The following is a 13,567-nucleotide window of genomic DNA, read 5'->3' as shown; positions in this document are numbered from 1 at the left end:
CGGTTGCGGCGTCAGATTTCGAGGTTGTCGATGAGTCGCGTCGCGCCGAGCTTCGCGGCGGCCAGCACCACGAGCGGTGCGTTGGCGTCCTGCGCGCCGGGCGCGATCAGGTTCGAGCGCTTGCGGATCGCGATGTAATCGGGATTCCAGCCGCGTGCCGCGAGCGTCGCTTTGGCCGACTCTTCGAGCTTCGCGAAGTCGCGCTCGCCCGCGAGCACCGCGTCGCGCACCCGATTGAGTTCGGCGGCCAGCATCGGCGCCTCGGCGCGCTCGGCGGCCGAAAGGAACCGGTTGCGCGAGCTGAGCGCGAGGCCGTCGGTGTCGCGCACGGTTTCGGCGGCGACGATCTCGGTCGGCAGCGCGAACTGGTGGCACATCTGGCGCACGATCATCAGCTGCTGGTAATCCTTCTTGCCGAACACCGCGACGCGCGGCTGCACGCACGACATCAGCTTCATCACGACCGTGCACACACCGTGAAAGAAGCCGGGGCGGAATTCGCCCTCGAGGATGTCGCCGAGATCGTGCGGCGGATGCACGCGGTATTCCTGCGGCTCCGGATACATGTCCCTTTCGGTTGGCGCGAACAGCACGTAGACACCTTCCTTTTGCAGCTTCTCGATGTCGGCTTCGAGCGTGCGCGGATATTTGTCGAAATCCTCGTTCGGGCCGAACTGCAGGCGGTTGACGAAGATGCTCGCCACGACCGGGTCGCCGTGCTGGCGCGCGAGGCGCATCAGCGACAGATGGCCCTCGTGCAGGTTGCCCATCGTCGGCACGAAGGCCGTGCGATTCTGGCCGCGCAACTGGTCGCGCAATTCATGGATCGAGCTGATGACTTTCATGATCGGACAGGGATAGGCTCGCGCGGCGCGCGATCCGGTTGGCGCGATACCTGGCGGAATCGCACGGGTCATCGCCTCACCGGCAAATGACGGGTTCGGAGCGCGGATTGTAGTGGATTTGGGCAGCGGACGCACCGAAACGCGGCGGCACTTCCGAGCGGCGCGCGACGCACTTGCCGCGCGCTCCCCGCTGAGGCCTGCCAGGGTTCGCTGCGATGGTTTTCGTAGCGAGATTTCCAGGGTCCGGCCGCGGTCCGGCCGTCAAGCGGCCGTCATTCAGCACTCAGGCCGGCAGATACGCCAGCCGCACGTAAATCGGCGCGAACGGCTCCGCCTGGGTGATTTCGACGAGCGATTCACGGCACAGCTCGAGCACGGCGATGAAATTCACGACGACGACCGGTACGCCGCGGCTCGTGTCGAACAGATCGGAAAACTCGATGAAGCGCGCATTCTGCAACTGCCGCAGGATCAGGCTCATGTGCTCGCGCACCGACAGCTCCTCGCGCGAAATCTTGTGATGCTGGACCAGCTTCGCGCGCTTGATCACGTCGGCCCACGCGGCGCGCAGGTCGTCGCTGTTCACGTCGGGGAAACGCGGCGTGATGCTCTGCTCGATGTAAACCTCGGCGCGCAGGAAATCGCGCCCGAGCTGCGGCAACTGGTCGATGCGTTGCGCGGCGAGCTTCATCTGCTCGTATTCGAGCAGGCGGCGCACCAGTTCGGCGCGCGGGTCTTCGGCTTCCTCGCCGGTGTCGGCCTTCTTGACCGGCAGCAGCATGCGCGACTTGATTTCGATCAGCATCGCGGCCATCAGCAGATACTCGGACGCGAGTTCGAGATTGGTCTTGCGCAGTTGCTCGACATAGCCGAGATATTGCACGGTGACATCCGCCATCGGGATGTCGAGCACGTTGAAGTTCTGCTTGCGGATCAGGTACAGCAGCAGGTCGAGCGGCCCCTCGAAGGTCTCGAGGAACACCTCGAGCGCGTCCGGAGGGATGTACAGATCGTTCGGCAGCTTGAACAGCGGCTCGCCGTACAGACGCGCGAACGCGACGCCGTCGACCGTGTCGGGCGTCGAATCGGTGGCGGGCGTGGAAAGCGCGGTGTCGGACGGTGCCGGCGCTGGGCCGTGAACCGGGCCGTGTATCGGACCGTGAAGCGGACCATGCACCTTGTCAGCGTGACTCATCGTCGGCGTGACTGGGGCGCTTAGAAATTCTGGTAGTACGAGTAAGGCGTCTGCTGCACGCGCGAAGCTTTCTGCTCGGCGCGCTCTTCCAGATCGATCGGCTGTTTGTCCCACAGCAGTGCGCGGCCTTTGCGTTGCTCGGCCTCCAGATTGGGCTTCTGTTGCTTGAGCTGGTTCAGGAACTGCGTGATGTCCGATTGATACATGGCTCGACGTCCGTGGTGGATAGGGTGGCGGCTCTTGGGCTGGCCGCTGCGCGGTGCCGCGGGGAGGGCGCCGTCGTCCGCGATTTTACCGCATGCGTCGCGCGCGGTCGAAAATCGCCGCGGGCCACCCATTTTTGAGATGAAGCGCGGGGCTCCGCCGGGGGCACGAGAGAGGCCGATCGGGGTCGCGTTGTGGTCAAATAGCATGCCTCGTTCGCATGCGCGGCCGGGGCGCGAGAATTCACTCATTGGCCGGAGGTCCTGTTTGGCGGGAGGTACGATCGACATGCCGCGTGCGTTGCGCGGCGAGACCGGCCAGGCGCGCGGGCGCGCGCGTGCGTGCAAGGCGCTCGCGCGGTGCTGGCTGCGTGTGTCGCTCGCCATCGGCCTCGGCCTCCTGATGTGGCTGCTCGCCGTGGGCAAGGCTCACGCGGCGAGCAAGGCACCGAGCTACAAGGTCGAGGTGGTCGCCGAGCCGCGCGCGCTGCGCCGGCTGCTCGAACAGCACCTCGATATCTCGCGTTTCGCGACGCGGCCTGACGTCACCGACGACCAGTTCTCGTTCCTGATCACCGCGACGCCACAGCAGGTGCGCGATCTCGCCGCGACGCAGGGCTATTTCTCGCCGCTCGTCAGCACCGACGTGCGCACCGTCGACAACCTGCGGCAGGTCACCGTGCGCGTGGAGCCGGGCCCGCAGACAAAAGTCACGTCGGTCGATCTGTCGTTTCGCGGCGCGGTGCTGACCGAAGACCCGTCGCGCGAAAACGCGACGCGCTTCGCGTTCTCGCTGCGCGAGGGCCAGCCGTTCTCACAGGGCGACTGGGACGACGCGAAGAACGCGTCGCTGCGCGAGCTGCAATCGCGCCGCTACCTCGCCGCGAAGATCTACCACTCGGAGGCGCTGATCGATCCGCGCACGCACACGGCGAAGCTGTCGGTGATCTACGACAGCGGGCCGACCTTCACGATGGGCCAACTCGACGTGCAGGGCACGAAGCGCTATCCGGAACGCATTGTCCACAACGTCAATCCGATCTCGCCGGGCGACATCTACGACACGCGCACCGTTGCCGAACTGCAGCGGCAACTGCAGAACACGCCGTACTTCGCGAGCGTCGCGATCGACCTCGACAACGACCCCGCCAAGCCGCTCGACACGCCGGTGCACGTGAAGGTGTCGGAGTTTCCGTATCACAGTTTCCGCGGCGGCGTCGGCTATTCGACCGACAACGGCCCGCTCGTGCAGGGCGGCTACACGTATCTGAACACGTTCGGCGCGGCGTGGCCGTTCACCGTCGAGGGCCGCGCCGACAAGACGCAGCAATACGGGCAGATCCAGCTGTCGATGCCGCCGGGCAAACACGGGTGGACCAATAGCGTGCTCGCGTCGTACACGACCACCGACGTCTCCGACACGCGCATCTACAGCATCCGCGGCGGCGTGCAACGCTCGCGTACGTCGCAGTTCCTCGACTACAGCTATTCGCTGCTGTTCTACGACGATCAGCTCAACCAGAACGCGGCGCCGCCGACCCGCGCGCACGCGCTGGTGCCGGGGTGGTCGTGGACGCGGCGCGACACCGACGACCCGCTGTTCCCGCGCCGCGGCAACCTGATGCACGTCGAGGCGGGCTTCGCGGTGAAAGGTCTGCTCGCCGACCAGTCGTTCATCCGCGGCTACGCGCGCGGCCAGCAGTATTTCCCGATCGGCGTCGACGACATCGTGCTGATCCGCGCCGAACTCGGCGGCGTATTCACGAGCGGCAGCTCGAGGGGCATTCCGGCGTCGCTGCTGTTCCGCGCGGGCGGCTCGAACTCGGTGCGCGGCTACGGCTTCCAGAGCATCGGTAACAACGTCGCCGGCTCGATCCTGCCGACCAAGTACCTGGTGACGAGCGCGGCCGAATACCAGCACTGGTTCTCGCACAACTGGGGCGCGGCCGTGTTCTTCGACATCGGCACCGCGACCGACACCTGGGGCGAAAAAGTTTTCTATCCGGGCGCCGGCGTCGGAGCGCGCTGGCGCAGCCCGGTCGGCCCGGTCAATCTCGATGTCGCTTACGGGATCCGCGATAACAGGGTGCGGCCGTATATCACGCTCGGCATCGCGTTCTGACGTTTTGACGACAACCCTCTACCTTATTTGCCATCGCATTCACGCATGACCACCGACGTCACCGCCCCGCCCCCCGCGCAGCCGCCCGGCGCCATGCCGCCAGGACCGCCGGATGGGCAGCAGCCGCCCGACACGCCGCCGCCGAAGCGGCGCTGGGGCCGGTTGCTGCTGAAGGCGGTCGCGGGCACGGTGGTCATGCTGGTACTGCTCGCCGCACTCGCGGTCGGTCTGCTGTACGGGGCGCTGACAACCGAGCGCGGCACCGCGTACGCGTGGCACGCGGCCGTGAAGCTGCTCGGCGGCCGGCTCGCCGGCACGCTCGACGGCGGCACGCTCGCGCGCGGCGTGCAACTGCGCGACGTGCGCTGGCGCAGCCTCGACGGCAGCGGCACCGACATCGAGATCGACCGCGTCGCGGGCAGCTGGGCGCTCGCGCGCGAGCCGTGGCGGTTCACGATCGACTACCTGCACGTCGGCACGATCGAGGCACGCGTCGGCCCGTCGTCGAGCACCAGCGAGCCGCTGAGCGTGCCGCCGGATCTGCAGCTACCGATGCAGCTGGAGATTCGCGACGTGCAGGTCGCGCGGCTGCTGCTGCACCAGGGCGCGTCGACGACGGAGCTGTCCAGCTTCGCGTTTCACGGCCGCAGCGACGGGCGTCATCACGAGGCCGCGATCGATCGGCTCGACACGCCGTTCGGGGCGCTGACGGCAGCGGCGAAACTCGATGGCGTGCGGCCGTTTCCGCTCAGCGGCGAAGTCGGTTATGCGGGCAAGATCAACGATGAAGCGGTGCAGGTGGCCGGCCACCTGAGCGGCACGCTCGAGCAGCTCGTCGCCGAGCTCGATGCGAGCGGCATGAAGCTCGCCGGCCACGCGCGGGTCGAAGCGGCGCCGTTCGCCGCAGTGCCGTTGCAGCGCGCGACGCTGAGCTTCGATCATGTGAATCCGCAGGCTTTTGCGCCGGGTGCGCCGCTGGCCGATCTGGCGGTGCGCGCGGAACTGCAGCCGGTGGAGCAGGGCGCGGCGACCGCGCCTGGCACAGCCAGCGCGGCGAAACCGTCGGCCGCCAGCCATCCGGACCACGTCTTCGGCGGCCACCACGCGCCGGCCAAACCGGCGGCGGGTTTCGCCGTCGCCGGCCATGTCTCGATCGTCAACGCGAAACCCGGTGCCATCGACCAGAAACTGCTGCCGCTGATCGATGCGAACGCCGACGTGCGCCTCGACGCCCACACACAGAGCATCTCGAACCTGAACGTGCGGCTCGTGCGCAATGCGACGCTCACCGGCGGCGGCGCGCTGAGCGGCCGGCACGGCCGGCTCGATCTGAACGTCGCGCGGCTCGACCTGAACGCGCTGCAGGCGACCGTGCGGCCGACGCAGCTGTCCGGCCCGATCGGCATCCGCCTGAACGACGACATCCAGACCCTGACGCTCGATCTCGCCGACCCCGCCGCCGCGCTGCGCGCCCAGGGCAAGATCACGTTCGACCCGGCACGCATCAGCTTCAACGACGTGCGCGTCACGTCGGGCCGCGGCCGCATCGATCTATCGGGTGCGCTGAAGCACGATGAGAACTCGACCTACAACCTGAAGGCGCAACTGACCGATTTCGATCCGCTGTCGCTGACCTCGCAGATGCCCGCCCGCACGCCCGTCACGACATCCGGCGCGTCCGCCGCGAGCGGCGCGCAACGTGAGCGGCAAGCGCAAGCCGCGGCGCTCGTGGGCAGCACCGCCGGCGCGAAGACTTCGGCGCCCGGCGATCAGGCCGCCGCCATCGCAAAGAACACCGCGCAGGCTGCGGTGCAGACCGAAGTGCTCGAGCGCAGGACGCCACCGCCCGCGCATCGCGCGGGCCCTGCGCCACGCGCAGCCGCGCATGCAGGTTCGCCAGCGCGCCGGATCGAGGCGCGCGTGAACGCCACGGTCACGGCAGCAGGTGTGCTCGCGCCGGTCTTCACGACGCGCGCCGAATTCACGCTCGGTCCGAGCGTCTACAACGACTTGCCGCTCACGGGCGGCGGCATGATCCAGCTGGCCGGCTCGCGAATCCTGCCGAGCCACGCGAATCTTTCGGTGGCGGGCAACCGGGTGAATCTGCAAGGCAGCTTCGGCGCAGCCGGCGACCGGCTGCGCTTCGGCATCGACGCGCGGCAGCTCGATCGGCTCGGCTTCCGCCTCGCGGGCGCGGTCGCTGCGGACGGCGACGTTACCGGCTCGTTCGCGCATCCGAACGTCACGCTGAATTACAAGGCCGACAGCGTCGTGTTCGCGAGCAACCGCATCGGCCACGCGGAAGGCCACGCCGAGTTGCGCGACGGCGCGAACGGCGCGCTCGCGTTCACGACCGACGCGCGCAATGTCAGCGCGGGCGGCGTCGACCTCGCCACGCTGACCGCCCGCCTGTCCGGCACACGCGCGAACCACACGCTCGAAGCCACCGCGACCGGCAAGCTGCAGGACCGGCCGCTCGATCTGACGCTCGCCGCCAACGGCAAGCTGACCGACACGCGCGACGGCTCGCGCTGGGACGGCACCGTCACGCGTTTGCAGAATCGCGGCACGCCGGCTCTCAATCTCGAATCGCCGCTCGCGGTCAGCGCCGGGCCGGGGCACCTCACGCTCGGCGCGACGCGCCTGACGATCGAAGGCTCGGTGCTGACCCTGAAGTCATTCGCGTTCGACCACGGCCGCATCCAGTCGGCCGGCAGTCTGACCGACGTGTCGCTCGCGCACTTGCAGGAGCTGCGTCGCCAGATCACCGGCGAGCCGCCCGCCGTGCGCACCGACCTCGTGTTCGACGGCGACTGGGACTTCTCGCTCGGCGCGACGGCGAGCGGCCACATCGAGCTGCGCCGGCGCAGCGGCGACGTGACGGTCGAGATCGGCCGCGGGCTCGCGTCGATGGGCATTGGCGACGTCCGAGCGCGCGCCGAATTCACCGGCGGCAACCGGCTCAGCGCGACCGTGCATGCGCAGGCGAGCCGCGTCGGCGTGATCGATGCCGACGCGCACACGCCGCTCGTGCTGCGCGACGGCATGTTGAGCGTCGATCCGCAAAGCGCGCTGTCGGGCAACGTGAACGCGAACGTGCCGTCGCTGCGCACGACGGGCGGCCTGCTCGGCCCCAGCTATCTGCTCGACGGCCATCTCGCGCTGAAGCTCGCGCTCGGCGGCACCGTCGCGAAGCCGAACGTGACCGGCGCGCTGACCGGCGACGGTCTGTCCGCGACGGTCGTGAGCCAGAGCGTGCAACTGAAGGACGGGGTCGTGCGCATCGCGCTGTCGCAGAACATGGTGGACTTCCAGCAGGTCGAGTTCCACGGCGCGAGCGGCACGCTGCGCGCGACTGGGCGCGTGCGTCTCGACAGCTCGGAGCCCGACATGACCGCGAGCATCGTCGCGGACAAGCTCGATGTGTTCGCGTCGCCGGACCGCCATCTGTCGCTGTCGGGCAGTGCGAACATCTCGAACGGCGCCGTGGAGCGCGGCCCCGTGATCGACGGCAAATTCGTGGTCGACAGCGCGCTGTTCGATCTGCCCGAGCAGGCCGCGCCGAGCCTCGGCGACGACGTGGTGATCATCCGCCCGGACGGCACGCGCTCGGGCGGCCGGCCGCGTCCGTCCGAAGGCGGCGAGCGGCCGGCGAGCCCGTTCGCGCCACGCGCCAACATCGAGATCGGCCTCGGCAACGCCTTCCGCTTCCGTGGCAAGGGCGCCGATCTCGGCCTCGCCGGCACGATCACCGCGACGAGCGCGCCGAATACGCCGCTGCGTGCGGTCGGCAACGTGCGCGTCACACCGGGTTCGACCTACACCGCATTCGGCCGCAAGCTCACGATCGAGAACGGCTTCTTCACGTTCAACGGTCCGGTCACGAATCCGGGCATCAACATTCTCGCGATGCGCCGCAACCAGCAGGTCGAGGCCGGCGTGCAGGTAACAGGCACGCTGCAGGCGCCGGTCGCGCGGCTCGTGTCGGAGCCAAGCGTGCCGGACAATGAAAAACTGTCGTGGCTGCTGTTCGGCCACGGCACCGACCAGGGTAACAACCTCGGCCAGCAGAGCACGATGACGACCGCGCTCGCGCTGCTCGGCAGCGCGACGGGTCATCGGATCGCGCAGACCGTCGGGCTCGACGAGTTTTCGATCGGCCGCAGCGACGTCGGCCTGACCGATCCGCAAGTCGTGATGGTGTCGAAGGCGATCAACGAGCGGCTGGTGATCGGCTACGAGCAGGGGTTGCAGTCGGCGAGCAATGCGATCAAGGCGACGATCAATCTGACGCGATACTGGTCGCTGGTCGTGTATGGCGGCACGTTCTATGGCGCCGACGTGCTGTACACGCGGCGCTTCGATCGGATCTCATGGTGACGCGGGCAACATAAAAAAGGCACGCCTGGAAGCGTGCCTTTTTCGTCATACCTGCCTGCGGCGAGGTGAGGCCCAGGCGCCCGAAGACGCCGCGCGTTACTTCACGCGCATGCCGGGCTTCGCGCCGCTGTGCGGCTCGAGCACGTAGAGGCCCGGTTCGGCCTTCTCGTCCGCCGCCGATGCCGCCAGCACCATGCCCTCGGACATGCCGAACTTCATCTTGCGCGGCGCGAGGTTCGCGACCATCACGGTCAGCTTGCCGATCAGCTGCTCCGGCTGATAGGCGGACTTGATGCCCGAGAACACGTTGCGGGTCTTCTCTTCGCCGACGTCGAGCGTCAGTTGCAGCAGCTTGTCCGAGCCTTCCACCGCCTTGCAGTCGACGATCTTCGCGATGCGCAGATCGACCTTCGCGAAGTCGTCGATCGTGATGATGCCGGACTCTTCTTCCTTCGCGGCGACGGCCTTGGCGTGGGCCTTCGCCTTGGCCTTCGCGTCGGCCGGCGCCGCTTCCGGCGTGGCCTGCAGCGAGTCGCGATTGGCGGCGAGCAGCGCCTCGATCTGCTTCGGATCGACGCGCGTCATCAGATGCTTGTACGCGTTGATCGGGCGCGCCGAGCTGAGCGGCACGGTGGCGTCGGCCCACACGAGCGGCTCGATGCCGAGGAAAGCCTCGACCGCTTCGGCGAGCTTCGGCAACACCGGCTTCAGGGCCAGCGACAGCAGACGGAACGCCTCGATGCTGACGCTGCAGGTCTCGTGCAGCGCGACCGCGTTGGCCGGGTCTTTCGCCTGATCCCAGGGCTTGGCGGTATCGACGTAGGCGTTGACCGAGTCGGCGAGCTCCATGGTCTGACGCAGCGCGCGGCTGTACTCGCGCGCCTCGTAGTGCGCGGCGATCTGCGGCAGCGCCGCGCGCAGCGTGCCGAGCAGCGGATGATGCATTGCGCTGTCCTGCACGCGGCCGTCGAAGCGCTTGATCAGGAAGCCGGCCGCGCGGCTCGCGATGTTCACGTACTTGCCGACCAGGTCGCTGTTCACGCGCGCCTGGAAGTCGTCGAGGTTCAGGTCGAGGTCTTCCATCGTGCTGTTCAGCTTGGCCGCGAAGTAGTAGCGCAGCCATTCCGGGTTCAGGCCGGTGTCGATCACGCTTTGCGCGGTAATGAAGGTGCCGCGCGACTTCGACATCTTCGCGCCGTCGACGGTCAAAAAGCCGTGCGCGAACACGTTGGTCGGTGTGCGATGGCCCGAGAACTCGAGCATCGCGGGCCAGAACAGCGTGTGGAAATACAGGATGTCCTTGCCGATGAAGTGGTACTGCTCGGCCGTCGAGCCCTTGCGGACCCACGCGTCGAAGTCGAGGCCGCGCTTTTCGGCGAGGTTCTTGAAGCTTGCGTAGTAGCCGACCGGCGCGTCGAGCCACACGTAGAAATACTTGCCGGGCGCGCCCGGAATCTCGAAGCCGAAGTACGGCGCGTCGCGCGAAATGTCCCAGTCGGCGAGCTTGGCTTCGCCAGCGTCGCCGAGCCATTCGCGCATCTTGTTGGTGGCTTCCGGCTGCGCGAGGCCGCCGACCCAGGCGCGCAGGAAGTTCTCGCAGCGCGGATCGGACAGGCGGAAGAAGTAGTGCGTCGACGTCTTGCGAATCGGCGTCGCGCCCGAGACGACCGAGTACGGATTGACGAGCTCGGTGGGCTGGTAGGTCGAGCCGCAGACTTCGCAGCTGTCGCCGTATTGGTCTTTGGCGCCGCATTTGGGGCACTCGCCCTTGATGAAGCGGTCCGGCAGGAACATTTCCTTGACCGGGTCGTACGCCTGTTCGATCTCGCGCGCGTCGATCAGCCCCGCTTCCTTCAGCGCGAGGTAGACGTTTTCGCTGAGCACGCGGTTTTCGTCGGAGTCCGTCGAGTAGTAGTTGTCGAACGAAATGCCGAAGCTGTCGAAGTCGCGCTTGTGCTCCAGCCAGACGCGATCGATCAGCTGTTTCGGCGTCAGACCTTCCTGTTCCGCGCGCAGCATCACCGGCGTGCCGTGCGTGTCGTCAGCGCCGACGTAGTAGACCTCGTGGCCGTGCATTCGCAGCACCCGGACCCAGATGTCCGTCTGGATATATTCGACCAGATGGCCGATATGAATCTGCCCGTTCGCATAAGGAAGGGCCGACGTGACGAGAATCTGACGGCGGCCGGACGGCTCGCCTGCTGGGAGATCGGTGGCGGGTGCTGACATAAGGATCGGGGGTGCCTGCGGTGGGACGAAACGGTGATTTTAGCAGGGCGCACGCCGCACGCGGGCGGGGCGCGGCGGGGCTGGACGCGCGGAACAGAGGGGGATGGGGGCGGGCGCTGCGGTGGGGGACAGCCAGGAACGACGCCTGGCGAAGCGGGGGCAAAACCGCGCGGGCAAAAAAAACCGGGGTCGATAAACCCCGGAGCAACAACGACAAGAGGAGAATGGTGACGTGATGGCTTCGCCAGCCACGTACCGTAAACACAGACCGCAGATTTTCCGCAGAGTTCGAAATTTTTTTCGATCGGTCGACAAACCGGTCCGGCGGCTCGTCCCGCCCGCAAGCCGGGCGCGTGCGGCTGAAACGCCCGGCCGGCCCGGCGGCGCCTTATCCTTGAGACTTGCCCTTATTGCGTCGCGTGCTGGGCCGTCGCGCGCAGATAGATCTCGACGCGACGGTTGGCCGCGCGGCCGGCTTCGGTGTTGTTGTCGGCGATCGGCTGGTTCGGGCCCATGCCGGTGGCCGACAGGCGTTGCGGCGCGATGCCGCGTTGCGCCAGATAGCCGGTCACGCTCTGCGCGCGATTGACCGACAGCGTTTCGTTGTATTGCAGCGAGCCGGTGCTGTCCGTATGGCCGACGACCGACGCGACGACTTCCGGATTCTGCTGCAGCGTCTGCGCGAGCTGGTCGAGCACCGGTGCGAACGACGGCTTGATCGCGTAGCTGCTGGTGTCGAACGTGACCGAACTCGGAATGTTCAGCTTGAGCGAGCCGTCCGGCTGCTCGGTGATCTGCGTGCCGGTGCCCTTGGTCGCGCCCGACATGCGGTTGCGGATGTTGTCCCAGTTGTAGCCGGTGATGCCGCCCACCGCGGCGCCGGTGGCCGCGCCGATCGCCGCGCCCTTGCCGCCGCCGAAGATCGCGCCGATCGCCGCGCCGGCCCCAGCGCCCACGCCGGTGCCGACTGCTGTGTTGGTGCCCTGTTGGGTTGCGCAGCCGGCCACCAGCGAGCCGGCCACGGCGAATACGGCCACGCGAGTCATGATTCTTGCATTCATTCTGATTTCCTTTCGAGTGCGAATAAACCAGCGGGAAGCGGTCAGTCTATGCAGCGAACATTCCGGCAATGCAGCGACCATTCAGAAAGTTCGGGAACGATTCCTGCGCCTTGCTTCGCGCGGTCCTACAGCGAAGAAGGGTCTTCCGGCACCGTCTGCCGTCAGACACTACAATAATGCCTGAAACACGCAGCGATGCGACCCTACGGCGTCCCGCGTGCCCCGAAGGGTGCCCGGCACGCTCGTTTTTCGCAATGCCGCATAACAATTTCTTGCAAATTCCGCCGCGTGGCCGATCGGTCCATCTCGCCGCGCCGCACCTCTTCCCCACGGAGTATCAATGAGTATCGATCGGGCTTTGGTCGACGTCGCCGTCGCGGCCGTCACTGACCCCAACACGGGCGCGCCGTACGCGGCCGCGAAGAGCATCCGCAACGTGGTTGTGGAGGGCGACGCGGTCAGCATTCAGGTGACGCTCGGCTACCCGGCGAAAAGCCAGTTCGACGCGATCCGCCAGCGGTTCGCCGACGCGCTGCGCGCGGTGCCCGGCGTCGCGAACGTGCGCGTCGAGGTTTCGCAACAGATTGCCGCGCACACCGTGCAGCGCGGCGTGAAACTGCTGCCCGGCGTGAAGAACATCGTCGCGGTGGCCTCGGGCAAGGGCGGCGTCGGCAAGAGCACGACCGCCGTGAATCTCGCGCTCGCGCTCGCGAGCGAAGGCGCGGCGGTCGGCATTCTCGACGCCGACATCTATGGCCCGTCGCTGCCCACCATGCTCGGCATCGAGGGCCGCCCCGAATCGCCCGACGACAAATCGATGAACCCGATGACCGGCCACGGCGTGCAGGCCAGCTCGATAGGTTTCCTGATCGAGGCGGACAACCCGATGGTGTGGCGCGGCCCGATGGCGACCTCGGCGCTCGAACAGCTGCTGCGCCAGACCAACTGGCACGAACTCGACTATCTGATCGTCGACATGCCGCCGGGCACCGGCGACATCCAGCTGACGCTCGCGCAGCGCGTGCCGGTTACGGGCGCCGTGATCGTCACGACGCCGCAGGACATCGCGCTGCTCGACGCGAAGAAGGGCCTCAAGATGTTCGAAAAGGTCGGCATCCCGATTCTCGGCATCGTCGAGAACATGGGCCTGCACATCTGTTCGAATTGCGGGCACGAGGAGCACATCTTCGGCGCCGGCGGCGGCGAGCGCATGGGCAAGGAGTATGGCGTCGACGTGCTCGGCAGCCTGCCGCTCGACATCACGATCCGCGAGCAGGCCGACTCGGGCCGTCCCACGGTCGTCGCGGACCCGAACGGGCGCATTGCGGAGCTCTATCGCTCGATCGCGCGCAAGGTCGCGGTGCATATCGCCGAGCGCGCGCGCGACATGAGCTCGAAGTTTCCGAACATCGTCGTGCAGAACACCTGAGCGGCCGTTCGGGCGAGGGATTAGGGGCGATCTCGATCCCTATTTTCACGAACTCTCGCGGTATCATGTCGACTTCACGAGTTCGGCTCGGCGGCCGCAGGGG

At 67.3% G+C, this 13,567-nt stretch carries 8 protein-coding genes; 3 read left to right on the top strand and 5 right to left on the bottom strand.

What is annotated here, in order from left to right; all coding sequences use genetic code 11:
- Positions 1-11: 11 nt before the first annotated feature.
- The 3 genes from panC to OKW45_RS28840 form a co-directional block, all read right to left on the bottom strand.
- Positions 12-845 carry a pantoate--beta-alanine ligase gene (panC, locus tag OKW45_RS28850; RefSeq protein ID WP_018419706.1) on the bottom strand — a complete coding sequence of 278 codons (834 nt, stop codon included), beginning with the start codon at positions 843-845 and terminating at the stop codon, positions 12-14.
- Positions 846-1,128: 283 nt separating this feature from the next.
- Positions 1,129-2,040: a segregation and condensation protein A gene (locus tag OKW45_RS28845; RefSeq protein ID WP_429472524.1), complete on the bottom strand. Its 912-nt coding sequence runs from the start codon at positions 2,038-2,040 to the stop codon at positions 1,129-1,131.
- Positions 2,041-2,060: 20 nt separating this feature from the next.
- Complete coding sequence (locus OKW45_RS28840; RefSeq protein WP_013088716.1) at positions 2,061-2,246, bottom strand: DUF3460 family protein; 186 nt, start codon at positions 2,244-2,246, stop codon at positions 2,061-2,063.
- 286 nt (positions 2,247-2,532) lie between these two features.
- Here OKW45_RS28840 and OKW45_RS28835 point away from each other — a divergent pair, with 286 nt between their 5' ends.
- A complete protein-coding gene (locus OKW45_RS28835) occupies positions 2,533-4,365 on the top strand; it encodes an autotransporter assembly complex protein TamA (RefSeq protein ID WP_429473381.1) in 1,833 nt (610 codons plus the stop codon).
- Between the two features lie 45 nt (positions 4,366-4,410).
- Positions 4,411-8,745, top strand: coding sequence for a translocation/assembly module TamB domain-containing protein (locus OKW45_RS28830; protein ID WP_429472522.1), 4,335 nt, complete (start codon positions 4,411-4,413; stop codon positions 8,743-8,745).
- Positions 8,746-8,841: 96 nt separating this feature from the next.
- On the opposite strand, the gene metG is transcribed toward OKW45_RS28830, so the two are convergent.
- Both metG and OKW45_RS28820 read right to left on the bottom strand, forming a co-directional pair.
- On the bottom strand, positions 8,842-10,974 hold the full coding sequence (gene metG / locus OKW45_RS28825; RefSeq protein WP_429472520.1) for a methionine--tRNA ligase: 2,133 nt from the start codon (positions 10,972-10,974) through the stop codon (positions 8,842-8,844).
- Between the two features lie 407 nt (positions 10,975-11,381).
- Positions 11,382-12,035: a YiaD family glycine zipper/OmpA-like lipoprotein gene (locus OKW45_RS28820; protein WP_184007820.1), complete on the bottom strand. Its 654-nt coding sequence runs from the start codon at positions 12,033-12,035 to the stop codon at positions 11,382-11,384.
- Positions 12,036-12,375: 340 nt separating this feature from the next.
- Here OKW45_RS28820 and apbC point away from each other — a divergent pair, with 340 nt between their 5' ends.
- Entirely contained in the window at positions 12,376-13,464 is a 1,089-nt protein-coding gene (gene apbC, locus OKW45_RS28815; RefSeq protein ID WP_018419712.1) for an iron-sulfur cluster carrier protein ApbC, read from the top strand.
- The last annotated feature ends 103 nt before the right edge of the window (positions 13,465-13,567 follow it).

The sequence above is a fragment of the Paraburkholderia lebeckiae genome (assembly GCF_050436225.1).
GTDB lineage: Bacteria > Pseudomonadota > Gammaproteobacteria > Burkholderiales > Burkholderiaceae > Paraburkholderia > Paraburkholderia tuberum.
This window is presented reverse-complemented; position numbering and strand designations above follow the sequence as displayed.

Bases quoted from the DNA above. Each gene is read 5' to 3' on its own strand.
- apbC (WP_018419712.1), top strand. From the start codon at position 12,376: ATGAGTATCGATCGGGCTTTGGTCGACGTCGCCGTCGCGGCCGTCACT.
- OKW45_RS28830 (WP_429472522.1), top strand. From the start codon at position 4,411: ATGACCACCGACGTCACCGCCCCGCCCCCCGCGCAGCCGCCCGGCGCC.
- OKW45_RS28820 (WP_184007820.1), bottom strand. From the start codon at position 12,035: ATGAATGCAAGAATCATGACTCGCGTGGCCGTATTCGCCGTGGCCGGC.
- OKW45_RS28835 (WP_429473381.1), top strand. From the start codon at position 2,533: ATGCCGCGTGCGTTGCGCGGCGAGACCGGCCAGGCGCGCGGGCGCGCG.
- metG (WP_429472520.1), bottom strand. From the start codon at position 10,974: ATGTCAGCACCCGCCACCGATCTCCCAGCAGGCGAGCCGTCCGGCCGC.
- panC (WP_018419706.1), bottom strand. From the start codon at position 845: ATGAAAGTCATCAGCTCGATCCATGAATTGCGCGACCAGTTGCGCGGC.
- OKW45_RS28845 (WP_429472524.1), bottom strand. From the start codon at position 2,040: ATGAGTCACGCTGACAAGGTGCATGGTCCGCTTCACGGTCCGATACAC.
- OKW45_RS28840 (WP_013088716.1), bottom strand. From the start codon at position 2,246: ATGTATCAATCGGACATCACGCAGTTCCTGAACCAGCTCAAGCAACAG.